Here is a 25494-nt window from a genome sequence, read left to right on the forward strand (position 1 = left end):
AGATACATTTTTATATTGTTACATTTTTAATTTTTCGGTTCCTGATACGGAAACAATTTTCCCAAACCTTCATACAAACTTCTGTGTAGGATTCTTGCATGATTGTCTGTTTCCATCATTTTATATTCCACTGTCCAGTTTTTCTTGTTTGATTTTTTTAAAACATCAAATAAATCTTCTGCATCTTTTACCATTACAGGATGTTCTCCTTTTCCAACGGAAATGTAAATAAATTTTTTATTATCCTTAATTTTAGATAATAATTGAGGAGCCTGTCTTAGAAGACTTTCATCATCCCACCACAAACTCGGACTGATAATAAAGTAATTATTGAACAGTTCAGGCTTTTTCAACAAAATTTCGGTTGCTAAAAGTCCGCCGAGAGATTGTCCGAATAAATAGTTGTCGGTGGTTTTGAACTGATTTTCGATATAAGGTTTCAGCTCTTTTTCTAAAAATCCAATAAACTTATCCGAATGTCCTGTTGTAGGGTAATCTTTCTGCAAATCTTTTAAATCTGTATGAAAAGTAAAGTCTCTCTTTCTGTCAATATTCGCAATTCCAACCACAATTGTTTCCGGCATGGAATACATCTGATTAAAGAACTGAACCAAGCCTGTCACATGAATAAAATCTTCATTCATACTTCCATCCAAAAGATAAATGATTGGATAAGATTTTGTTTTGTCGAATTTTTGTGGAAGATAGATATTCAAAATTCTTTCTTCATTCAAAATTTTAGATTGTATCGTTCTGATTTCTCCAATAATCAGTGGTTTTACATTTTCAGTCTGGGCGAAAACCAAAGACTGAAAAGCAAACAGAATACTGCAGAAAATGAGAAGTTTTTTGATCATAATAATTTTAATTATTTCACATCATCCCAAATACTGTAATCAACAATTTTGGTCGGAATCTGCTTAACATATTCTGTAAAAGGTTCACAAGGCAAAATAGCATCTTTTCCTTCTCTTGCCAGTTCCTGATATAATTTTGTTCCTTCCGTTTTCCATTTAATCATTTCATCGGAAACATCGCGGATAATCTTTGCAGGGCTTCCGACAATTAATTTCCTGGCATCACATCTGAAGTTTGCCGGAACAAAAGCTAAAGCGCCGATGATACATTCATCTCCGATGACCGCTTTATCCATCACGACAGAATTCATTCCAACCAGACAGTTTTTGCCGATATGTCCGGAATGAATAATCGCTCCGTGACCAATGTGTGCAGATTCTTCCAAAATGGTTTCAATTCCCGGAAAAACGTGAAGGGTACAGTTTTCCTGAACATTGGCGCCATCTTTTATAATAATTTTACCCCAGTCGCCACGAATAACTGCGTTGGGACCAACATAGACCTCTTCGCCGATTTCCACATTTCCGATGATTACCGCTTGTGGATGAACATAAGCAGAAGGTTTGATGATGGGGCGAATTCCGTGATATGAGTAGATATTCATAATTTTAATTTGGAAATAAATCAATTTGGAAATTTGAGAATGTGCCAATTTGAAAATTAAACCGCTATAAAAACATTTTCAAATTCTCAAATTAGTACATTTTCAAATTAAACTCTTTCAATCACCATCGCGTAACCTTGTCCGACACCGATACAAAGCGTACACAATGCATATTTTTTATTTTGTTTCTGTAGTTCCATTGCCGCAGAACCAACGATTCTGGCTCCGGAAACTCCAAGTGGATGACCGATGGCAATGGCTCCTCCGTTTGGATTTACTCTTGAATCATCATCCTGTAAACCTAAACTTCTTGTTACTGCTAAAGCCTGAGCTGCGAATGCTTCGTTCAATTCGATGATATCCATATCGTCTAATGAAAGATTCAGTCTTTTTAATAGTTTTTGAGTGGCTTCTACAGGTCCGATTCCCATAATTCTTGGCTCAACACCTGCAACAGATGATCCTAAAATCTTAGCTTTTGGTTTTAAACCATATTTTTTTACAGCTTCTTCACTTGCTAAAATTAAAGCTGCTGCTCCGTCATTCATTCCGGATGCATTTCCTGCGGTTACCGTACCTTCTTTTCTGAAAGCCGGGCGAAGTTTTCCTAATCCATCCATTGAAGAAGTCGGTTTGATAAATTCGTCGGTATCAAATATTTTCGGTTCGCCTTTTTTCTGTAGAATTTCAACTTTTACAATTTCTTCTGCCAGTCTTCCGCTTTCCTGAGCCTTAGTGGCTTTCTGCTGAGACCAAAGAGCAAATTTATCCTGATCTTCACGACTGATATTGTGGATGTCTGCTAAATTTTCTGCAGTTTCCCCCATTCCGTCAACGCCGTACATTTCTTTCATTTTCGGGTTGATGAATCTCCATCCGAAAGTGGTATCAAACATCTGGCTGTCTCTTCCGAAAGCTGTACTTGGTTTTGACATTACATAAGGAGAGCGTGTCATATGCTCCACTCCGCCTGCAATATAAATTTCACCTTCTCCTGCAGCAATTGAACGGAAAACATTTGCCACCGCAGACATTCCTGAAGCACACAATCTATTCACCGTTTCCCCTCCGATTTTATATGGAAGTCCTGCCAATAAAAGTCCCATTCTGGCTACGTTTCTATTATCTTCTCCCGCCTGATTAGCGCACCCGAAAATAACGTCCTCAATTTCCTCAACAGGAACTTCAGGGTTTCTTGCTACAATTTCTTTAATAACAATGGCAGCCAAATCGTCGGCTCTTACTTCAGAAAGCCCTCCGCTTAATTTTGAAATCGGAGTTCTTATGTAATCTATGATGTATACGTTGTTCATTTTACTTAATTTGAAAATGTGTTAATTTGATAATTTGAAAATGAAAAAAAGCATTAAAAAATAATTTTCAAATTGCTTCATTCTCAAATTTCCAAATTTTATAATTCTGTTACTTTTTTTCCTATTTTATACACTGTTCCGACAAATTTCGCAACCAAATCATCGCTTTGATTGGTAATCTTAATGTCGTAAACAGCGGTTTTTCTTGTTTCATTGACCAAAATACTTTCTGCCCTGAAAATATCGCCTTCTCTTCCTGCTTTTGTAAAATTGATGATGCAGTTTAATGCAACGGCTGCATCTCCGGAATTGTTAGACGAAAATGCTAATGCAGAATCTGCAAAAGCAAACGTAACACCTCCGTGAACTGTCTTCAACCCGTTAATCATTTCTTTTTTGACGGGCATTTCTATTAAACAATAATTTTCTTTCACTTCAATCAGTTTGATATTCATCCATTGGGAAAAATAATCTTGATCGAACATATATTCTGCAACCTGTCTCGGATTCATTTACTCTTATTTAAATTTTTAAATCTAATCACATCTTTCCATGTGTATTCTCTGCCGTCCAAAATGAAAAAAGCTAAAAACATAAAGACGAAATAAACAATAAAACCATAAATATTGATGCTTTTTTCATCGTCCCATCCCAAATAATAAAAAAGAAATTTGATAAGAGAAAATCCAACTACAAAAATAACGGCATTCATGAATGAGCGTAAAAAGTTCTTTTTTGTGAAAATTCGTTTAAACATGGCTTAAATTTCAGATTAATGTGTTATTTCTTCATACAATTCATTAGCTAGCTTGTCGTAAACCGCCATGGTCTTTCCAAGAATGATTTGATTGTATGAAAGATTTTCGGAATTTGATGGATTTTCTGCTTGAAAACGTTCATGTAAATCAATTCCGGATTCATTCGCTAATCTTTTAATCAGTTCTTTATATTTTTCATTGAATTTGCCTAATAATTCAAGCTTTTCCTGATAATCATGTATCGAAGACAGTTCCTGACTGATGTATTCTTTTTCAATGATAAGCCTTGTTTCAAGTTCGGCTCTGAATAATTCTATTTCCATAATTTTAATTTGAAAATTAAATCAATTTGAGAATTTGAAAATCAAAACCTACTGTAATAAATTTTCAAATTAGCACATTTTCAAATTTTTAATTCAATTTACGAAGCAACGGGCTTTGTCTGTATCTTTCTTCCTGATATTCTTCGTACAGATTCTGCAAAGTTTCAGAGATTTTAGCATATCCGATTTCTTTTCCCCAAGCCAATAAACCTTTGGGATAATTTACGCCCTTCTGCATTGCCAGTTCCAGATCTTCGTCATTTGCTACGCCTAATCTTTTTGCTTCTACGGCTTCGTTAATCAACATAGAAATAATTCTCATGAATATCTGTTGATAAAGCGCATCATCTTTCACTGGTTCTGCTTTAGAAGCTCCTTCCGAATAATCGTAAAAACCTTTTCCTGTTTTTCTGCCGTGAAGTTTTGCCTCCGACATTCTTTGCTGAAGAAGAGACGGTTTGTATTTCGGATCGTAGAAATATTCGTTGTACACGGTTTTAGTCACCGAGAAATTCACGTCAACTCCTATTAAATCCATTAATTCAAAAGGTCCCATTTTAAAGTTACCTAAAGTTTTCATCGCATCATCAACCTGTTCTACCGTTGCGATGTTTTCTTCAACAATTCTCAATCCTTCCCCGTAAAACGGACGAGCAATTCTGTTCACGATAAATCCCGGAATATCTTTAGCAATAACAGGAGTTTTACCCCAACCTTTCATCAGATTGTAGATTTTTTCCGCTAAAGATTTTTCTGTTAATAAGGATGGAATAACCTCAACCAAAGGCATCAAAGGAGCCGGATTGAAAAAGTGAATTCCGATGAAACGCTCCGGTTTCTGTAATTCTGCACCAAGAGAGGTGATGGAAATGGATGAGGTGTTGGAACCAATCACACAGCTTTCAGAAACATGTTTTTCTAATTCTGTAAAAACTTTGGTTTTGATTTCTTTGTTTTCGATGATGGCTTCAATGATCAATTCACAATCTTTGAAGTCCTTCAATTCTGTAGCGATGGAAATATTAGATAAAATTTCAGTCATTTTCTCTGCCGAAATTTTCTGTTTATCAACCAATCTGGTTAATGTTTTTTCCAAACCTAGGGTTGCCGTTTCTACTTGTTTTGCATTGGCGTCATAAATCCAGACTTTGCATCCGTTCGTTGCGGCTACTTGTGCAATGCCGATTCCCATAGTTCCGGCACCGATAATTCCTACATTCATATTTTTAATTTGAAAATTTGGAAATTTGGAAATGAGTTAATTTGAAAATTATTTAAGCTTCGAACTTGAAATAATTTTAGAGAGAATTAATAAAATTTCTTTTAAATGTAAAATTAATTTTTCATTGGGCGATTGCAAATGTGGAGACTTTAAACACAGTAAAAGCCAATATTCTGTTTCATCAGCTTCTTTAGCGGCAATTTTCAATTTATGGATAAAATCTGCTTTGCTTTCTGCATTTTGAGCTTCTCTAACATTATCTCCAATAGAAGTTTCAGATTTGAAAATCTGATTTGCTAATGGAAATTTTTTAGATTCATACAAACTTTCTGAGAATTCAATGATGTCTAAAGCAAAATCAAAAGTCTTATTTACAATAATATTCTCTTTATCATTTCTCATTTTCAAATTCTCAAATTAACTCATTTTCAAATTAATTATTTCCCTTTATATTCAGGTTTTCTTTTCTGTAAAAAGGCACTTACTCCCTCTTTAAAATCGTCTGTTTCTGCGGCTTTCTGTTGCAGATCGCCTTCTAATTCCAACTGCTGCTTAAGCGTATTGTCGTAAGAATGAGCAAATGCTTTTTTGGTTAATTTTAAACCAACAGTCGGCATATTGGAAACTCTTTCCAAAATTTCCATTGATTTTGAACTGAATTCTTCCTCAGTGAAAACTTCAGCAACCAAACCGTATGATTTAGATTCTTCCGCGGATAATTTTTTTCCTGTAAACGCTAAATAATTAGCTAATTGTCTTCCCAATAATTTCGGTAAAAAGTAAGTTCCACCCGTATCAGGAATTAAACCGATATTAGAAAATGCCTGAGCAAAATACGCTTTGTCTGTTGCCAAAACAAAATCACAAATTAATGCCAACATTGCACCGGCTCCTACTGCAGGACCATTCACCAAAGCAACAACAGGTTTTTTACAATGGGTAATTTCCGTCACCAAAGGATTGTAATAATCTGTCACAATTCTTCTGATAATATCATTATCATGATGTTCATTACCCTGTACAAAAGCATCATCTAAATTCTGACCTGAACAAAAAGCTCTTCCTCTTCCTGAAATGGCAACACATCTTACCGTAGGATCTTCGCTGCATTCTTTAACAAAGTCTCTAAGATCTGATAAAGACGGTTTTGTAAGCGCATTCATCGTGTCGGGTTGATTCAGATAAGCAATTTTCAGTTTTCCTTCGAAATGCGACTCAATATCGAGTTGTGTATACATAGTTTATAATTTTTTAATTTGAAAATTAGACAATTTGAAAATTTTAGTTTCCCACTAATTTACTCATTTTCAAATTAGCATATTTTCAAATTGTTTAGTGACATTTAAAATAGTCAAAAGGTTCTAAACAGTCTAAACACTGATACGAAGCCTTACATAGTGTAGACCCGAATCTGCTGATCTGTTTTGAGTTCATCGAACCGCAACGAGGACATTTTTTCGGTTTCCCGATGTGGTTTTCATCTGCTCCTTTTTCGGGAGGTGTAATTCCGTAAACACGAAGTTTTTCCCTCGCTTCATCCGTTAACCAATCTGTTGTCCAGATCGGAAACATTTTGGTCACAACTTTAGCATTCCATCCGTTCTCCTTCATGATTTTGATGATGTCTTCCTCAATGGTAAACATGGCAGGACAAGCCGAATAAGTAGGCGTAATGGTTATTTCACAAGAATTCTCGCTCGTAACTTTCACTTCTCTTACAATGCCTAATTCCACGATATTAATAACCGGAATTTCCGGATCGGGAATCATTTCTAATATTTCTAAAGGATTTTTCAATCTTTTTTTATCTAATATTTTTTAACGCAAAGTGCGCTAAGTTTTTTTTGACCATTAAATGTTTTTAAGATCACAAGGCGTTTCACTTAGCAAAGTCAACTAAATATAAATCTAACAGTTGCAAATTATCTATAAATAAAGTTATCATTAGCATCAACTAAATCGTGAAACTGATGTTCGCAATGCCTTAAATAATCTCCAATTATAGCTTTTTCATTTCTGACTACTTTTCTTCTAGGAATTACTCCTATATAATTGTTTTCATCTTCAAGAAGAAAATAATTATCGTAAATTTCTTTAATCCTTATTTTTTTCCTAAATGTTGTCGAATGAAAAACCAGACATTCACCAATTTTTGGTTGTTCTTTGTGACCTATTGGAGAAATTTTATACAGTCTGATGTTTTTTTCTTCTCTATTTTTAAGCACTTCGGAACTTAATGAATTTTTAGAATTAATATTTGAAAAAACTATCTCTTCATTGTCAAAGCGTTTTTCTTCAAGATTTTCAATAATTCTTTGTTCAATTTCCCAAAATAAATTTGAATGTACGGATTTTAAAACCGCTTTTTTAACAGGAAAACCGTTTTCCACATTATCTAATTCAATAATTATCCCATAATTTGTGAGAATGTTTGAATTGATAACTTCATGTTTTACTTTGGAATCCATATTAATCCTACCACGTACACCCCGGATACGCTCTCTGCATATACTGCAATTCACAAAGGATATATCCGAAATATTCAGTGTGATATCCTGTTCGCGATTTTGGCTGCATAAAAGGATTGGTAGGATATTCTAAGTAGAAATCTGCAAAATCTTTTTGGGTGATTGCTAAAAATTCTTCATAAAGAGCATCGGTATTCGGAGCAATATTTAAAGCTACCAAATCATCTTCTCCTTCTGTTTTTGCAAATAAACCTTTAGTGTATTCCCAGATGTTTTCAATGGCTTTTTCCAGACGGCTCTTACTTTCTTCCGTTCCCTGAGCGAAAATTTTCATCCAGGATGCAGCGTGCGTGTAATGGTATTTTACCTCTTTTAGTGATTTTTGAGCAATAGCCGCCAATTCTTCATTTGCGGAATTGGACAATGCTTCGTACATCAGTTTCTGATACACTGCAAAAACATACACTTTTAAAATGGTCTGGGCATAATCTTCGTTCGGAAGTTCTGTCCAGTGTGCATTTACATATTCGTGTTCGTATCTTAAAAAAGCGATATCATCTTCAGATTTTCCGCCGTCTAAAAGTCTTGAAGCGTAAACGTAAAAGTTGTTCGCCTGACCAAGTTCATCCAACGCAATATTCGTTAATGCAATATCTTCCTCCAGATAAGGACCTTCTCCGCACCACGCAGACAAACGCTGCCCCATAATGAAACTGTCGTCTGCCAATTTTAATAGATAATTATATAATGGGTTCATTGTTTAGTAGATTTCAGATCTCAGACATTAGATTTCAGATTAACAATAAGTCTGTTATCTCTGCTATCTCACATCTTGAAATCTTTATTAATTACATATTTTTCACATCGTTCGGTATCTCGTAAAACGTCGGGTGACGGTATAGTTTGTCATCAGCCGGATCGAAGAATGCTTCTTTATCCACTCCTTCTGAAGTTACAATGTATTTACTTGGAACTACCCAAACAGAAGTCCCCTCTTTTCTTCTTGTATAAACGTCTCTTGCGTTCTGCAAAGCCATTTCTGCTGTTGGTGCCTGTACAATTCCAACGTGTTTGTGAGATAATCCCGGTTTAGTCTGAATAAACACTTCCCACATATCTAAATTTGCCATATTCTAATTTGAAAATTTGAGAATTAGTTAATTTGAAAATTGATGAATCTGAGTAATTGAAAATTTGAGAATAATAAACGTGGTTAAGGTCATTTTCAAATTTTCAAATTAGCACATTTTCAAATTATATTACTTCCTTTTGTTGTTTTTCTGCAAAAGCTGCTGCCGCTTCTTTTACCCAAGCATTCTCTCTCTGCGCCTTTCTTTTGGTTTCGATACGCTTTTTATTGGCAGGACCATTTCCTTTTAAGATTTCCATGAATTCATCCCAAGGAAGCTCTCCGAAATCATAATGCTGTCTTTCTTCATTCCATTTCAGATCTTTGTCCGGAATAGTTAATCCTAAAAATTCAGCCTGAGAAACGGTAACATCAATAAATCTCTGACGAAGACTGTCGTTACTCTCTCTTTTCACTCTGTAATTCATAGAGATTTTAGAGTTTGGTGAGCTATCATCATTCGGACCGAACATCATTAAAGCCGGCCACCAGAAACGGTTTAACGAAGCCTGAGCCATTTCTTTCTGTTGTTTTGTACCGCGGCAGAGTGCCATTAGAATTTCATAACCCTGTCTTTGGTGGAAAGATTCTTCTTTACAGATTTTCACCATCGCTCTTGAGTAAGGACCGTAAGAATTCCCCATCAACATTACCTGATTCATAATCGCTGCACCATCAACCAACCAGCCGATTGCACCGATATCGGCCCAGCTTAAAGTCGGGTAATTGAAAATACTTGAATATTTTGCCTTACCTGAAAGCATATCTTCATAAGTTGCATCTCTGTCTGCTCTGATCGTTCCATCACCTAAAGTTTCGGTTGCAGAATAAAGGTATAAACCGTGACCTGCTTCATCCTGAACTTTAGCCAAAAGAGCCATCTTTCTTCTCAGTGAAGGCGCTCTGGAAATCCAGTTAGCTTCCGGCAACATCCCAACAATCTCAGAATGGGCGTGCTGTGAAATCTGACGAACCAATAGTTTTCTGTAATCATCGGGCATTACATCTTTTGGTTCTACTTTATTTTCGTCGTGTACGTATTGTACAAATTTTTCTAAATCCATTTTCTTGTTTTTTGTAAAATGTAAAAAGTATTTATGTATTCATGAATACGTTTTACATTAATCATTAATACAATTTAAACATCATAATTAAGCATCACCACATTCGTTGTCGGGTGACATTGGCAAGTAAGAACGAAGCCTCTGGCTATTTCTTCTTCGGTAAGCGCGTAGTTTTTCTCCATGAAAACTTCACCTTCCAAAACTTCGGCTTTACACGTACAGCACACTCCTCCTTTACATGCAAAAGGTACAGGAAGATTGTCTTTCAATGCTTTATCTAAGATACTCTCTTTTTTTGAATTCAAATGGAAAGAATATTCATCATCATCAATGATTACTGTTACCATACTTTCGATATTGGCAATGGCTTTAAACTCATCGCTCATTTCCTCCGTATTTTCTTCGTCAGGAGCGGTGAAATATTCAAATAAAACCTGAATTGCCGGTACTTTTTTATCTTTCTTTAAATAATCTGCAATTCCTTTGATCATTTCCGAAGGTCCACAAATAAAATAAGTAGCCTCTTTTACATCAATATCTGCATATCTTTCAAACAAAAGTTCAAGTTTGTCCGGACAGATTCTTCCTTCAAAAAGCGGATCTTCATGTTTTTCACGGCTTACCAGATAAACTACTTTCAGTCTGCCGTTAAACTGTTCTACCAGCCTTTCAATTTCCGCCTTTTTCATTACATGATTCATGCTTCTGTTGCTGTAAAACAGGTAAGCATTAGAATTCGGTTCCTGATAAAGACTTTCTTTAATATTTGATAAAACCGGAGAAATTCCGCTTCCTGCTGCCAAACCAACGTAAGTTTTCACATTTGTCGGGTGATAAGAAGTGTTGAAACCGCCCATTGGAGGCATTACTTCCAAAACTTCATCCATGTGAAGATGTTCGTTGAAATAACCGGAAACTTTTCCGCCTTCCAGTAATTTCACCAAAACTTCCAGCGTGTTGCTTTTTTCGCTCGGCGCATTGCAAATGGAGTAAGAACGTCTTTCTTCGTTTCCGTTGATCATCAATTTAAAATTGAGATACTGACCTTGCTTGAATCTGAATTTATCTTTCAGCTCTTCAGGAACTTCCACAGCTACACTTACAGCATCGTTGGTATCTTTCTCGACCTTAACGGTTTTTAGTTTATAAAATGAATTCATTATTTTTATAAAGTAATCTTTAATTCTTAGTTTATATTAAAACTAACTAACACTTGTTAGGTTGTAAATTTAAAAATAATTTTACTGATAGCAAAATTTATCTTGAATCTGCGTTATTGATTTTTTTAATCTTTAAAATTTCAGATTTATGTAATGTATCCGTCACCTGTCCTGTTCTTGCAAAGTCTGCCCAAAGTGCACGGATTTTTTTACCTTCCTGAAAAAGATATTCCCACGAAATATTTTTTAAAAGTGCTGAATTTTTCCATGCTGTTTTATTGGCAAATATCAAAGGAAGATCTATACAATGAGAAGCTCCGGTATAACTTTCGGCAGATAAAGAAGAAATTTTATATAAATGGATATTTCCTCCGCCATTAGCATAATTGTGTGCAAAAACCTGAGCCGGTTTTTCATAGATTGACTTAGTTGTAGATCTTACAATGCTGTTCAAAATTCTTTCAGGCAGATAAGTATAGAGACCGTTCTCTGCAGTTTTTACATAAAATGCAGTTTCATCATGATTTGAACCAATCAGAACATCATATTTTGAAGCATTTTTTCTCCATAAATCCAAACTTTCTTCTTCTTTACACAAAGGAGAAAAACCGTATTGAGTGCAAAAAGGCATTGAAGTCTTTAGTCCGTATTTTCTGAATGATGGTAAAAACGTTTCATAACTGTTCACCATTTTCAGGACATCATTTTCATTTTTAAGCTCATCTGTTTTAAGGAAAAACTCTTTTGTCATTTTTTGTCTTCTATGCCTGAAACCAAGCGGTGCACTTTGGATAATTGCCCGGTGAAACAATCCTTCCACACCTTCTGAAATCATCAGATGAGCAATAGCATCACCACCAGAAGACTGTCCGAAAAGCGTAATATTGTTCTTATCACCATCAAAATTTTCAATATGATTCTGAATCCATTTCAGAGCTTCTATTATATCAAACAAACCTAAATTGGCTGGTCTTTCATCAGTTCCGCCCAAAAAGCCAAACAAACCCAAACGATAAGAGACCGAAACTACCACCACATTTTGTTCCTTTACCCAGACTGAAGGATCTGAAGTGGGAAGACTTCCGCAACCAATTTCGTAAGAACCACCATGAATCCAGACAATGACAGGGAATTTTCCGGTATTTTCTGAAATTTCAGGACGGGTAATGGTAAGAAATTGTGGAGATTCATCAGGAATAAAATCTTCCGGATCTGTTTTTTGAATCAATCTATCTAAAAAAGGACTTAATTTTTGCGGACAAACCGGAGTTTTATCTAAAATTTGCTCAAAACTATCTTTTAATCTGACAGGATGTTTGAATCTTTCTGATCGGGCGTAGCGAATATTCTTAATTTTTATAACACCATCTTCATGAAATGCAGGAATATTTCCGAGTGAGGTTTGAAATGTATGGGATTTTATTTGATCGTGAATATTCATTAAAAATTAAATTTCAACTATAAATATAAAACTGATTTTTATTTTAACACCACAATTTTTAATCGTTTTTTTATGCAAAGAATTTTGTTTAAAATTATTTTATCAAATACTGTATTAATCCATCGTAACTATTAAAAACAGCAATTGATTTTTAAAAATTTCAATTAGAAATTCATATCTTCTGGCTCATAAAAAAATCCTGAAAATATTTACTTTTCAGGATTAGTTTAATTTACAGTTCCGGATAATTTATTCTTTAATCAACTTCTGATAAGATACAGATCCGTCGTTTAAAGTAATCTCCAAATAGTAATTTCCTGATTTTAAATCAGACACATTTATTTGTTGTCCGTCAAATTTCACCGATTTTACCTTTCTTCCCGCAGACTCGTAAATATCTATAGATTTTATTTTATCTGCGTTCTTGAAACTCACCTTTTCCTTTGCAGGATTTGGATATAAAGAAATATTTCTGCTTTCTTTTGCTAAATCTGATGTTCCCAAAAGAGCAGATCTTGTTAACACTGCATAGCCACGATTTCCGCCATGATAGTTACTTGCCAATGTGGCACTAGGACCTTTAGCATAAAAAATATTGATACTGCTGCTTGTATTGGTGAAAGGCGTATCTCCTGTTCCTCCCGCAAGAGATCTTGTGGCAACAACTGTTCTTATTCCTGAAGCCACTGTGTTTGAAGTAACCGTCCAATCTTGTGTAGGATCTGCATTTGGCGTGCTCCCCACTCCGGCAAAAGAATAATCTAAATTGGTATTGGTAGTAGAAAGCGAATTGTATATAAATCCGTCAACACCGTTTGCCATTCCTCCTGAAGACCCCGTTCCGCCAAACCCGATTCCTAAATAAGAAGTGTCCGCGCCGGTAAGAGTTATTGTTGCTAAGGTTGCAGATGTATCTAATTTTACAGTCATTCCGGTAGATCCCAGATTCACTGTTCCTGTTGTAAACTGTGCCATTGCAAAATTTGCAAATATTACACTAAGAGAAAATAAAATTTTTTTCATGTTAATTAATTTTTTAAGAGATTGATAATGTCTTTGTTGTTTGTTTGTAGTGCATATTCAAAAGGAGTCATTCCCTGAGAATCTTTGATGGTTTTATCTGCCCTGTGTTTTAATAATAATTCTACTAATTCTTTGTTTCCGAATTTTACTGCCCAAAACAAAGGTGTTGCTCCTGTAGAATCTACAATATTCGGATTTGCATTTTTATTGAGTAACCGTTCTACCAAGTCTCTGTTGTATTTTACGGCAAGTCCTGCAAGAGCTGTCCCTTCGTTACTTTTGTAATTCACATCTTTTACATTGTCGATTAGAAATTCAGCCACTTCAATGTTACTTCTGTAGCAAGCCAGAATTAATGGTGTAAAACCACTTTCGTTGGTTTCGTTAATAATATCCGGATTCTGTTTCATCAGTTCCTGTATCTCTGCAACTTTTCCGTTTCTTGCAATATCAAAAATAGATTTTGCTTTTTCCTGAGCCGACATAAGGGTAAAGCCCAGAATAAAATTTAAAATAAGTAATATTTTTTTCATTGTTTCAACATGATATAGTTATATTCAACATTTACATTTTCTGCAACTTTTTTAGTAACCATTTTAGGAATAGTCACTTTAAAATCAGCGGGTTTTGCAATAAAACCTCCCTTCATGTAGATTTTTCCGTCTTTAGAATAAATAACAGCAGTAGAATTTATTGTTTTATCTACTCCATGAAAATTCAATGTTCCCTGTATTATATATTTTTGAGGCGTATCAGTAAGTTTTGTTTTATCAAAATTTACAATCTTACCTTTGAAGGTTGTTTTGGGATATTTTGCAGTCTCAGCATAGCTTTCGTTAAAATGTTCTTCCATTAATTTAACCTTGAAATGAAAATTCTTTACTGTAGAAATAGAGGCAAAATCGCCATTATCAGTATTCAGAATAGCGATATTACTCTCATCCTGTGCAAAAACATCTTCAAATAAAGGTACAGATGCTTCAAATGTAACTTTACCGGTTTTGGTAGAATATTTCTGAGCCGAAACGAAATTTCCAAAACTCAATGTGATGATTAAAAATAGTAGGTTTTTCATTTTTTTATTTTTAATTCTCAGAAAGTCCATCGGCTTTCCATTTGGTGATAATTGTGATTTGGGATGGTGACAAACTCCCTCCTTGCGGCATTTTCAGAGGATCTCCATTTGGTCTGCTTATTCTGTCGATAATTTTGTCGATATTATTTTTCACCTGGGAATAATTATTCCATGGCTGAAATGAAGCTGAACCTCCTGCTGAGTGACAACTTATACAGCTAGCCTCAATAATCGGTTTAACATCTTTATTGTATGTTACCAATTCTGCAACCGGAGTTTTATCTGAAATCTCTTCATAAGTCCTGCTTTCACAAGTAATTGCCAGAACTGCTAATGAAATTATACATATTATTTTTTTCATCATTAAAAAACTCTGTAAAGATTAAACCCAAAGAAAACCTGACCTTTCTCCCACTTTCCTGAAGCATTTGTAAGATAGCCAATGTCAGAATTGAGTTGGGAATTGGTAAATAAAAGCTGAAACACATGCCCTCCGGTTTCTATATCCATGCCTATTGACAGTGGATTTTTATAGAAACTGTGATTGTCGAAATTCACAAAATATTCCGCATTGATCGAAATCCTTTTTGAAATTTTATATCGTCCGCCTAAACCTGTCAAGAACTGATCTTTATCTTCAATTGTTGGTTCATAAAGGTTTTTATGAACGTAAGATGGTGTTAACTGCAGCGAAAAATTTTCATTAAACCTTCTTGAAATCAGTGTCTGAGTAAGATACGAAAGTCTATCTCCGAATTTCAAACCCGGATAATTGTCTTTGCTGAGGTCTGTATTTACTGCCATTACATTGTAACCAACAACATCAACAGGAAAGTTTTCACCTTGCTTTACTAATCTGTACTTTACGCCACCTTCAAAAGTTTTAAGATTGGTTTCTCTGGAAAGACTTAAAGAAAGTCCATCTGTGACACCATAAATTACACCCAATTTAGTTGATGCATCATCTAATCCGAAAAAATCTTTAAATCCTTTACTCACATCACCGAAACGGTGTGCTATTACAACATACCATTCGTTTTTGGCAGTGAGTTTTGTAGACTGACCGGTAACGATCTGCAATGCTTTAAAAGCTGGTGGTGAAATTTCTTTGTTTTTTGTCTGAATAGTATCAATATCTTTCAAGAGGTCTTCCTGAGAAAAGGCAAAACCCGAAGCAAATATTGACAAAAAAAGTAGAGTTTTTGTCATACACATAATTGTTTATTATTCGTACAACAAACTTATATACTTCTGATTCTAAAATTTGGTGATAAAAGTCACCTGTTAAATTGTTTTTATCAATCGAAATTGTTAAAAGCATTAAGTGTATTTATTAGCCTAATCTAACATTTTCATTTGTAAGCACTTTTATTCCTTCTTTTGTCTGAATAATTTCGCCTTCGTTTTCTACTTTTTTTAAAACTCTGCTTACTACTTCTCTTGAAGTTCCCAAATTATTCGCAATTTCTTTGTGGGTAAGTTTTACAGGATTGTTTCCGCTGATAGAAATCTGCTGTTTAATATAATTTAAAATCCGTTTATCAAGCTTATGAAAAACCGCATCATTTACCATATTCATTACATCAGCAAAACGTTTTTCGTATTCACCGTAAAAAAGCCTGTTGATTTGAGGAAACTTTATCAGCCATTCATGAACAACCGAAACAGGTAATAATAAGACTTCGGAATCTTCTTCAGTAACTGCATAAATTCTGCTTATATAATCTGAAAAAATTGACGAAAATGTCATGAGACAACTGTCATTAGGTCTTATGTAATAGTAAATAAGCTCTCTGCCGTCGTTTAAAGAATAAACTTTGATAGAACCCTTTATTAAAAAAGGAATATATTTATTCTTTTGCCCTTCCCGTATAATTTCCGTTTTTGTTTTAATGTCAGAAATCACAGCATACTTTTGCAATTCATTTAAAAAATCACTACCCAGAAAGCCAAATTTATTTGAAATAAATTGATTATTTATCATTTTATTGAATCATATCTAATAACAAAGATATACAATTGAATAATCCGTATTATAATTTTATGAAATTATTTTTATTACTACTTAACTTTGGATTTACTTGGGTTAAATTGATATGGCTTTTAATATAAAAAATGCCCCAGTAGAAACTGAGGCATCTTTATTTTGATTAAGAAAATCTTAAGCGTTTACGTTGTTTCCACCTAAAACGAAAGGCTCAACTTCTTTGATTTCTCCAAATTGCTGCTCATAATTAGCAACATTTTGCTGAAGTGCAGCTAAAACTCTCTTAGCGTGAAGAGGAGCCAAGATTACTCTTGATCTTACATTTGCTTGTTGTACACCCGGCATTAACTGGATGAAATCTACAACGAATTCAGATGGAGAGTGGTTTACTAAAGCTAGGTTACAGTAAACTCCTGAAGCGATCATTTCGTTTAACTGGATGTTGATGTTTCCGTCTTGTGGATTTTGATTTTGATTGTCCATTTTTTTGTTTGATGTTTTTGTTTTTAAAATTCAAGGTTCAAAAATAAATAAAACTTTGAACCCCGAACATTAAATTTTAAATTATTTTAATAAGATTTGTGCTTCGGGATACTATTTTGTATTCCGAAGCACAAAGTCTTTTTTATTAGTTTAGATCTTCGAATTCTTTTTTAGAACCTACAATAACATTCTGATATTCTTTAAGACCCGTTCCTGCAGGAATTCTGTGTCCTACAATTACGTTTTCTTTAAGACCATTCAGTTCATCAACTTTACCAGCAACTGCTGCTTCGTTAAGAACTTTTGTTGTTTCCTGGAATGATGCTGCAGACATGAAAGATTTCGTCTGAAGAGCCGCTCTTGTAATACCCTGCAATACTGGTGTAGCGGTTGCAGGCAATGCATCTCTTACTTCAACCAAAGCCTGATCTTCACGCTTCAGTTTAGAGTTTTCGTCTCTCAACTCTCTTGCTGTAATCATCTGTCCTGGTTTGAAAACTTTAGAATCTCCTGCTTCAGTAACTACTTTAAGACCGAATACTCTGTTGTTTTCTTCCAGGAAGTCATATTTATGTTCAAGAGCTCCTTCAAGGAATTGAGTATCACCTCCATCAACGATAGATACTTTTGTCATCATCTGTCTTACAATGATTTCAAAGTGTTTGTCGTCAATTTTCACCCCCTGAAGACGGTAAACTTCCTGAATTTCATTTACTAAATATTCCTGAACCGCAGTTGGACCTTTGATCTTCAAGATGTCATCCGGAGTAACTGAACCGTCAGAAAGTGGCGAACCAGCTCTTACGAAGTCATTTTCCTGAACAAGGATCTGATTTGATAATTTAACTAAATAAATTTTTCTCTCTCCGGTTTTAGCCTCAACAATCAATTCTCGGTTACCTCTCTTGATTTTTCCGTAAGAAACTACCCCATCAATTTCTGTAACAACCGCTGGGTTTGAAGGATTTCTTGCTTCAAATAATTCGGTAACTCTAGGAAGACCTCCGGTGATATCCCCTGCTTTTGCAGATTTTCTCGGGATCTTGATTAAGACTTTACCTGCTTTAATTTTTTCACCATCATTAACCATTAAGTGAGCTCCTACCGGTAAGTTGTACCCTTTTTGTTCAACTCCTTTAGAGTCTACTACTTTCAAGGTAGGTACCGCTTTCTTATTTCTAGATTCAGAGATTACTTTTTCTTCGAAACCAGTTTGCTCGTCGATTTCCAATTGGAAAGAAACCCCCTGAATAATATCTTCGTACTCAACTTTACCTGCAGTTTCAGCAATAATAACGGCATTATAAGGATCCCATCTACAGATCATATCTCCTTTGCTTACTTTATCTCCTGGTTTTACAGCCAAGATAGCACCATAAGGAATGTTGGCAACCATCAACGGAGTTCTTGCTTCGTTATCAGCAACCAATCTGAATTCTGTTGAACGGGAAACTACAACCTCAGCTGTATTACCGTTTTCATCTTCAGAAGTAATGGTTCTTACTTCATCCATTTCAACGATACCGTCTCTTCTTGCAACAATTGAAGGGTTTTCTGAAACGTTACCTGCAGTACCTCCTTGGTGGAAGGTTCTCAACGTAAGCTGAGTTCCCGGTTCACCGATAGATTGTGCTGCAATTACACCTACTGCTTCACCCATGTGAATCATCTTACCTGTTGCTAAGTTTCTACCGTAACATTTCGCACAGATACCTTTTTTAGTTTCACAAGTAAGTGGTGAACGTACTTCAACTGCTTCTAATCCTGCTTCTTCGATTTTCTTAGCCAGCTCTTCAGAAATTACCTGATCAGCATTTGCAATCAACTCGTCAGTTTCAGGATCATAAATATTATGGAGAGATACTCTACCTAAGATTCTTTCAGAGATTCTTTCAACGATTTCGTCGTTTTTCTTCAATGCAGTAACTTCGGTTCCTCTTAAAGTTCCACAGTCTTCTTCTGTAACGATAACATCTTGTGCAACGTCTACCAGTCTTCTCGTTAAGTAACCAGCATCGGCAGTTTTAAGAGCGGTATCCGCAAGACCTTTACGGGCACCGTGGGTAGAGATAAAGTATTCTAAGATTGAAAGACCTTCTTTAAAGTTCGCAAGGATCGGGTTTTCGATGATTTCCGCACCAGTAGAACCAGCTTTCTGTGGTTTTGCCATCAAACCTCTCATCCCTGATAACTGACGGATCTGTTCTTTAGAACCCCTCGCTCCGGAATCAAGCATCATGTATACAGAGTTGAAACCACCTTGGTCAACTTTCATTCTGCTCATGATCATTTCAGTTAATCCTGCATTGGTATTTGTCCAAACGTCAATTACCTGATTATAACGTTCTGTATCTGTAATAAGACCCATGTTATAGTTGGCTCTAATCTCGTCAACAGCTTCAATAGACTGTGCAATCATCTGCTTTTTCTCAACAGGAACTACGATGTCACCTAATGAGAAAGAAAGACCTCCTTTAAATGCATTTGAATAACCTAAATCTTTCATTGCATCCAGGAACTTCACTGTTGTAGGGAAATCTGTATCAGCAAGGATTTTACCGATAACGTTTCTCAATGATTTCTTCGTTAAAAGCTCATTAATATATCCTACTTGCTTAGGTACAATCTGGTTGAATAAAATTCTACCTACAGAAGTTTCGATCAATCTTGTAACGATTTCTCCGTTTTCTTTGATCGGAAGTCTACATCTTACTTTAGCATTTAAAGATACTCTTCCTTCAGCATAAGCGATTTCCGCTTCTTCAGGAGAATAGAATGCAAGACCCTCTCCTTTTACTTTCATATCTTCTGTAGAGCTCAATTCTTTAGTCATGAAATAAAGACCAAGAACCATGTCCTGAGAAGGTACCGTAATTGGAGAACCGTTTGCCGGGTTCAAGATGTTTTGAGAACCTAACATCAATAACTGAGCTTCAAGGATCGCTTCTGGCCCTAACGGTAAGTGTACCGCCATCTGATCACCATCGAAATCGGCGTTGAATGCCGTTGTTACCAACGGGTGCAGCTGGATTGCCTTACCTTCGATCATCTTAGGTTGGAATGCCTGAATACCCAGTCTGTGAAGCGTAGGTGCTCTGTTCAATAGAACAGGGTGACCTTTCATCACATTTTCCAGGATATCATATACTACCGGCTCTTTTCTGTCAATAATTCTCTTTGCAGATTTTACTGTTTTTACAATCCCTCTTTCAATCAGTTTTCTAATAATGAATGGTTTGTAAAGCTCTGCAGCCATATCTTTAGGAATACCGCATTCGTGAAGCTGTAAGTTTGGACCTACAACAATTACCGAACGCGCAGAGTAATCTACCCTTTTCCCTAATAAGTTCTGACGGAAACGACCCTGCTTCCCTTTCAATGAATCTGAAAGTGATTTCAATGGTCTGTTTGATTCAGATTTTACAGCTGAAGATTTTCTTGTATTATCGAACAATGAATCTACTGATTCCTGAAGCATACGCTTCTCGTTTCTCAAGATTACTTCCGGAGCTTTGATCTCCAATAATCTTTTCAAACGGTTATTTCTGATAATTACTCTTCTGTAAAGGTCATTCAAATCGGAAGTTGCGAAACGTCCCCCATCCAACGGAACCAATGGTCTTAATTCTGGTGGAATAACCGGAAGTACACGCATAATCATCCACTCTGGTCTGTTGATCATTCTTGTATTGGCACCTCTTAGTGCTTCTACAACGTTCAATCTTTTCAGAGCTTCTGTTCTTCTTTGTTTTGAACCTTCGTTGTGAGCTTTGTGTCTCAAGTCGAAAGACAAGGCATCAAGATCAATTCTTTTTAATAATTCTTCAACCGCTTCAGCACCCATCTTAGCGATGAATTTGTTTGGATCAGAATCATCAAGATATTGATTTTCGATCGGAAGAGTTTCCATAATATCAAGGTATTCTTCCTCAGTAAGGAACTCCATGTGATCGAAATCTGAACCGTCTAATTTTTTAGCAATACCTTGTTGGATCACTACATATCTTTCGTAGTAGATGATCATATCCAATTTCTTGGAAGGAATTCCTAAAAGGTAACCGATTTTGTTTGGCAACGAACGGAAATACCAGATGTGAGCAATTGGGACTACCAGATTGATATGCCCGATTCTCTCTCTACGTACTTTTTTCTCCGTAACTTCTACACCACAACGGTCACAAACGATCCCTTTATAACGAATTCTCTTGTATTTACCACAAGCACATTCGTAATCTTTGATAGGACCAAAGATTTTTTCACAGAACAAACCGTCTCTTTCAGGCTTGTGGGTTCTGTAGTTAATAGTTTCCGGTTTAAGAACCTCCCCTCTTGAATCCTGAAGTATGGACTCCGGTGAAGCTAAACCGATGGTTATTTTATTAAATCTACTTGATTTATTTTTATTTGACATTTGTTAGATTTTAAATTTTAGATTTTAGATTTTAGATTAATTTCTGAATGTCTCCATTCAGCATTTATAATTTAAAATTTAAAATTATTCCTCTAGTCTTACGTCTAATCCAAGACCTTGTAACTCATGCAGCAATACATTGAAAGATTCCGGAATACCAGGTTCTGGCATTGCTTCACCTTTTGCAATCGCTTCATAAGTTTTTGCTCTACCAATCACGTCATCCGACTTCACAGTAAGAATTTCTCTAAGGATATTGGATGCTCCGAATGCTTCAAGAGCCCAAACCTCCATCTCTCCAAATCTCTGACCACCAAACTGAGCTTTACCTCCTAATGGCTGCTGAGTAATTAATGAATAAGGACCGATAGAACGTGCGTGCATCTTATCATCAACCATGTGACCCAGTTTCAGCATGTAGATTACACCTACTGTAGCAGCCTGTGTAAATCTTTCTCCTGTACCACCGTCATAAAGGTAAGTGTGACCAAATTTAGGAAGACCTGCTTTATCAGTATATTCTGTAATCTGATCAAGAGTAGCACCATCAAAGATCGGTGTAGCGAACTTCATTCCTAATTTCTGACCAGCCCATCCCAGAACTGTTTCGTAGATCTGACCGATGTTCATACGCGAAGGTACCCCAAGTGGATTCAAAACGATATCTACCGGTGTTCCGTCTTCCAAGAAAGGCATATCTTCTTCACGAACGATTCTTGATACGATACCTTTGTTACCGTGACGTCCTGCCATTTTATCTCCTACGTTCAGTTTACGCTTTTTAGCAATATAAACTTTAGCCAACTTCATGATTCCTGCAGGAAGCTCGTCTCCGATAGAAATTGCAAATTTCTCACGGTTTTTAACTCCCTGAATATCGTTGTACTTGATTTTATAATTGTGAATCAACTGTTTGATCAATTCATTCTTATCAGCATCAACCGTCCAGTCTGCACCGCTTACGTTTACATAATCTTCAACTGAAGTCAATAACTTATGAGTGAATTTCACCCCTTTACCGATAATTTCTTCATCTAAGTCATTAGTAACTCCCTGAGAAGTTTTACCGCTAACTAAAGTGTTTAATTTTTCGATTAAAGTATTTCTCAACTCGTCAAACTTAGCTTTGTAAGTATTTTCAATCTCTTCAAGCTTAAGTTTTTCTTCAGTTCTTTTCTTTTTATCTTTAATGTTTCTTGAGAACAATTTTTTGTTGATCACAACACCTCTTAATGAAGAATCTGCTTTCAATGAAGCATCTTTTACATCACCGGCTTTGTCACCAAAAATGGCTCTCAAAAGTTTTTCTTCAGGAGTAGGGTCAGATTCACCTTTTGGAGTGATTTTACCAATCATGATATCTCCAGGCTTCACTTCAGCACCAATTCTGATCATACCGTTCTCGTCAAGATCTTTCGTAGCTTCTTCAGAAACGTTCGGAATATCTGCTGTCAATTCTTCCATACCTAATTTGGTATCACGAACTTCCAAAGAATACTCATCTACGTGGATTGAAGTAAACCAGTCTTCACGAACAACTTTTTCGTTGATTACGATTGCATCCTCGAAGTTATAACCCTTCCAAGGCATGAACGCAACTACCAAGTTTCTACCAAGAGCCAATTCTCCTTTTTCAGTAGCATAACCGTCGCAAAGCACCTGTCCTTTTTCTACTACATCACCTACTCTTACGTTTGGTCTTAAAGTAATGGTCGTACTTTGGTTGGTTTTTCTAAACTTAGTTAAGTTATATGTTTTTGTAGCGGATTCGAAAGACACTAAATCTTCGTCTTCGCTTCTTTCATATTTAATAATAATCTTATCTGCATCTACATACTCTACAGTACCTCTTCCTTCTGCATTGATCAAGATTCTTGAATCTTTAGCAACCTGCTGTTCCAGACCTGTACCTACAATCGGAGCCTGTGGCTTCAACAAAGGAACTGCCTGACGCATCATGTTCGATCCCATCAACGCACGGTTTGCATCATCATGTTCCAAGAATGGAATCAATGAAGCTGAAATACCGGAAATCTGGTTCGGAGCAACATCTATTAAGTTAACTTCAGAAGGTTCAACAACCGGATAATCACCGTCAAGACGGGCAATAATTCTGTCTGTTTCAAAACCACCATTATCATTCAACTCAACATTCGCCTGAGCGATTACTTTATCTTCTTCATCTTCTGCATTTAAGTAAATCGGATCTGCATTCAAATCAACTTTACCATCTGCTACCTTTCTGTACGGAGTTTCGATGAAACCTAAAGTGTTGATTTTAGCATAGATACCTAAAGATGAAATCAAACCAATGTTTGGTCCTTCCGGAGTTTCAATAGGACAAATTCTTCCGTAGTGTGTATGGTGAACGTCACGAACCTCGAAACCTGCTCTTTCTCTTGATAAACCACCAGGTCCTAGTGCAGAAAGTCTACGCTTATGCGTGATCTCTGACAATGGGTTGGTCTGGTCCATGAACTGAGAAAGCTGGTTGGTACCAAAGAATGAATTAATAACTGATGTTAAAGTTTTAGCATTAACAAGATCAAGCGGAGTAAAGATTTCGTTATCTCTAACGTTCATTCTTTCCTTAATTATTCTTGCAATTCTGGAAAGACCTACACCAAACTGTCCTGCCAACTGCTCACCAACAGTTTTAATTCTTCTGTTTGATAAGTGGTCGATATCATCAACCTCAGCTTTAGAGTTTACCAATTCGATCAAGTGTCTTACAATCGCAATGATATCTTCTTTTGTAAGAACCTCAGTCGTAGTAGGAATATTAAGACCTAACTTTTTGTTCAATCTGTAACGTCCAACTTCACCAAGGGAATATCTTTGCTCAGAGAAGAATAATTTTTCGATAATTCCTCTTGCAGTTTCCTCATCTGGCGGATCTGCATTTCTTAACTGACGGTAAATATATTCTACCGCTTCTTTTTCAGAGTTGGTAGGGTCTTTTTGTAAAGTATTCTGAATAATAGAGAATTCGTTTGAATTTTCTTTGTGAATCAAAATAGATTTCACACCAGCATCCAAAATAAGATCTAAATGTTCTTTTTCAAGAATCGTTTCTCTGTCTAAGATGATTTCGTTTCTTTCGATAGAAACAACTTCACCGGTATCTTCGTCTACGAAATCTTCAAACCAAGTGTTCAAAACTCTCGCAGCCAATGTTCTTCCTTCTACTTTTTTAAGCGCAGCTTTAGAAACCTTCACTTCTTCTGCAAGGTCGAAGATCTGAAGAATGTCTTTATCAGATTCAAAACCGATTGCTCTTAATAGTGTAGTTAAAGGTAATTTTTTCTTACGGTCGATATAAGCGTACATTACGCTGTTAATATCGGTTGTAAATTCCATCCAAGATCCTTTGAAAGGAATAATTCTTGAATAGTATAGTTTGGTTCCGTTTGCGTGATAAGTCTGTCCGAAGAATACACCCGGAGATCTGTGTAACTGAGTTACAATAACACGCTCTGCTCCATTAATGATAAATGAACCAGAAGGAGTCATATAAGGTACCGGACCTAAATAAACATCCTGTACAACTGTCTGAAAATCTTCATGTTCAGGATCTGTACAGTACAATTTAAGTCTTGCTTTAAGAGGAACGGAGTACGTTAAACCTCTTTCCACACATTCGTCAATCGAATAACGCGGAGAATCTACCAGATAATCTAAGAATTCCAATACGAATTGGTTTCTGGAATCGGTAATTGGAAAGTTTTCCTGGAAGGTTTTGTGCAAACCTTCTTTCTTTCTGTCTTCAGGAAGTGTGTCTAACTGGAAAAACTCTCTGAATGACTCTAATTGGATGTCCAAGAAGTCAGGAGTGATAATCTTTCCTTTAGCCGAAGAGAAATTAATTCTCTCTACTCCCTTAGTTGTTGATGTTGTTTTACTCATAAAACTTTTAAGAAAGGGTTAAAAAATATTTTGTTTTTATTAAAAAATATCAGAAAAAGCTTTGAAGAGAAAAGAGGCAAGAGAAAGACATTTGGTGTTTGGCGCTATCAGAAGTGGTCTTTGTTCTTAATTCTTAATTCTAAATCTAATTCTAACTGCAACACTGGTATATCTTTTCACAGTGTAGTGCAAAATATTTTTATGATATCTTATGGGATTAAAATAACAGAATGAGTATAAAACACGAAAAGCCCTTTCAATTTACGAAA

General features: G+C 35.7%; 24 protein-coding genes. All 24 read right to left on the reverse strand.

The genetic code is table 11. The features are described 5' to 3' along the window. Positions 1-26 precede the first annotated feature (26 nt). Positions 27-857 (reverse strand): alpha/beta hydrolase-fold protein, encoded by an 831-nt coding sequence (locus tag AC0NBN_RS05700; RefSeq protein WP_160813826.1) that lies wholly within the window; start codon positions 855-857, stop codon positions 27-29. Between the two features lie 11 nt (positions 858-868). After that, positions 869-1462, reverse strand: a complete 594-nt coding sequence (locus AC0NBN_RS05705) for an acyltransferase (RefSeq protein WP_160813825.1) — start codon at positions 1460-1462, stop codon at positions 869-871. A 107-nt stretch (positions 1463-1569) separates the two neighbouring features. Beyond that, complete coding sequence (gene pcaF, locus AC0NBN_RS05710) at positions 1570-2775, reverse strand: 3-oxoadipyl-CoA thiolase (protein WP_160813824.1); 1206 nt, start codon at positions 2773-2775, stop codon at positions 1570-1572. A 98-nt stretch (positions 2776-2873) separates the two neighbouring features. Then, positions 2874-3287, reverse strand: coding sequence for a PaaI family thioesterase (locus AC0NBN_RS05715; RefSeq protein ID WP_160813823.1), 414 nt, complete (start codon positions 3285-3287; stop codon positions 2874-2876). Between the two features lie 260 nt (positions 3288-3547). Continuing rightward, positions 3548-3856 carry a hypothetical protein gene (locus tag AC0NBN_RS05720; protein WP_160813822.1) on the reverse strand — a complete coding sequence of 103 codons (309 nt, stop codon included), beginning with the start codon at positions 3854-3856 and terminating at the stop codon, positions 3548-3550. A gap of 88 nt (positions 3857-3944) precedes the next feature. Then, positions 3945-5078, reverse strand: coding sequence for a 3-hydroxyacyl-CoA dehydrogenase NAD-binding domain-containing protein (locus AC0NBN_RS05725; RefSeq protein ID WP_160813821.1), 1134 nt, complete (start codon positions 5076-5078; stop codon positions 3945-3947). Between the two features lie 48 nt (positions 5079-5126). Beyond that, positions 5127-5480, reverse strand: a complete 354-nt coding sequence (locus tag AC0NBN_RS05730) for a four helix bundle protein (protein ID WP_160813820.1) — start codon at positions 5478-5480, stop codon at positions 5127-5129. 35 nt (positions 5481-5515) lie between these two features. Continuing rightward, complete coding sequence (locus tag AC0NBN_RS05735; protein ID WP_160813819.1) at positions 5516-6316, reverse strand: enoyl-CoA hydratase-related protein; 801 nt, start codon at positions 6314-6316, stop codon at positions 5516-5518. Positions 6317-6410: 94 nt separating this feature from the next. Beyond that, positions 6411-6848 carry a 1,2-phenylacetyl-CoA epoxidase subunit PaaD gene (paaD, locus tag AC0NBN_RS05740; protein WP_160813858.1) on the reverse strand — a complete coding sequence of 146 codons (438 nt, stop codon included), beginning with the start codon at positions 6846-6848 and terminating at the stop codon, positions 6411-6413. 152 nt (positions 6849-7000) lie between these two features. Continuing rightward, positions 7001-7546 (reverse strand): hypothetical protein, encoded by a 546-nt coding sequence (locus tag AC0NBN_RS05745; RefSeq protein WP_160813818.1) that lies wholly within the window; start codon positions 7544-7546, stop codon positions 7001-7003. A gap of 7 nt (positions 7547-7553) precedes the next feature. Beyond that, on the reverse strand, positions 7554-8303 hold the full coding sequence (paaC, locus tag AC0NBN_RS05750; RefSeq protein WP_160813817.1) for a 1,2-phenylacetyl-CoA epoxidase subunit PaaC: 750 nt from the start codon (positions 8301-8303) through the stop codon (positions 7554-7556). 91 nt (positions 8304-8394) lie between these two features. Further along, positions 8395-8676 carry a 1,2-phenylacetyl-CoA epoxidase subunit PaaB gene (gene paaB, locus AC0NBN_RS05755; RefSeq protein ID WP_002981782.1) on the reverse strand — a complete coding sequence of 94 codons (282 nt, stop codon included), beginning with the start codon at positions 8674-8676 and terminating at the stop codon, positions 8395-8397. A gap of 124 nt (positions 8677-8800) precedes the next feature. Next, positions 8801-9739, reverse strand: a complete 939-nt coding sequence (gene paaA, locus AC0NBN_RS05760) for a 1,2-phenylacetyl-CoA epoxidase subunit PaaA (protein ID WP_160813816.1) — start codon at positions 9737-9739, stop codon at positions 8801-8803. A 74-nt stretch (positions 9740-9813) separates the two neighbouring features. Next, positions 9814-10899 carry a 2Fe-2S iron-sulfur cluster-binding protein gene (locus tag AC0NBN_RS05765; RefSeq protein WP_160813815.1) on the reverse strand — a complete coding sequence of 362 codons (1086 nt, stop codon included), beginning with the start codon at positions 10897-10899 and terminating at the stop codon, positions 9814-9816. Between the two features lie 97 nt (positions 10900-10996). Then, complete coding sequence (locus AC0NBN_RS05770) at positions 10997-12340, reverse strand: carboxylesterase family protein (protein WP_160813814.1); 1344 nt, start codon at positions 12338-12340, stop codon at positions 10997-10999. A gap of 249 nt (positions 12341-12589) precedes the next feature. Further along, positions 12590-13363, reverse strand: a complete 774-nt coding sequence (locus AC0NBN_RS05775; protein WP_160813813.1) for a T9SS type A sorting domain-containing protein — start codon at positions 13361-13363, stop codon at positions 12590-12592. 5 nt (positions 13364-13368) lie between these two features. After that, a complete protein-coding gene (locus AC0NBN_RS05780; protein WP_160813812.1) occupies positions 13369-13896 on the reverse strand; it encodes an ankyrin repeat domain-containing protein in 528 nt (175 codons plus the stop codon). Continuing rightward, on the reverse strand, positions 13893-14438 hold the full coding sequence (locus AC0NBN_RS05785; RefSeq protein ID WP_160813811.1) for a YceI family protein: 546 nt from the start codon (positions 14436-14438) through the stop codon (positions 13893-13895). The genes AC0NBN_RS05780 and AC0NBN_RS05785 overlap by 4 nt, the downstream gene beginning before the upstream one ends. Before the next feature lie 10 nt (positions 14439-14448). Continuing rightward, positions 14449-14802: a hypothetical protein gene (locus tag AC0NBN_RS05790; RefSeq protein ID WP_474467493.1), complete on the reverse strand. Its 354-nt coding sequence runs from the start codon at positions 14800-14802 to the stop codon at positions 14449-14451. Next, positions 14802-15647, reverse strand: coding sequence for a DUF5777 family beta-barrel protein (locus tag AC0NBN_RS05795; protein ID WP_160813810.1), 846 nt, complete (start codon positions 15645-15647; stop codon positions 14802-14804). Before AC0NBN_RS05795 ends, AC0NBN_RS05790 begins: the two co-directional genes overlap by 1 nt. A 124-nt stretch (positions 15648-15771) precedes the next feature. Further along, positions 15772-16422 (reverse strand): Crp/Fnr family transcriptional regulator, encoded by a 651-nt coding sequence (locus AC0NBN_RS05800; RefSeq protein WP_160813809.1) that lies wholly within the window; start codon positions 16420-16422, stop codon positions 15772-15774. 177 nt (positions 16423-16599) lie between these two features. Further along, positions 16600-16908, reverse strand: coding sequence for a DUF3467 domain-containing protein (locus AC0NBN_RS05805; RefSeq protein ID WP_089745554.1), 309 nt, complete (start codon positions 16906-16908; stop codon positions 16600-16602). A gap of 145 nt (positions 16909-17053) precedes the next feature. After that, positions 17054-21319 (reverse strand): DNA-directed RNA polymerase subunit beta', encoded by a 4266-nt coding sequence (gene rpoC, locus AC0NBN_RS05810; protein ID WP_143884210.1) that lies wholly within the window; start codon positions 21317-21319, stop codon positions 17054-17056. Between the two features lie 84 nt (positions 21320-21403). Beyond that, positions 21404-25225, reverse strand: a complete 3822-nt coding sequence (rpoB, locus tag AC0NBN_RS05815; RefSeq protein ID WP_160813808.1) for a DNA-directed RNA polymerase subunit beta — start codon at positions 25223-25225, stop codon at positions 21404-21406. Between the last annotated feature and the right edge of the window lie 269 nt (positions 25226-25494).

The organism is Chryseobacterium sp. L12 (genome assembly GCF_056133985.1).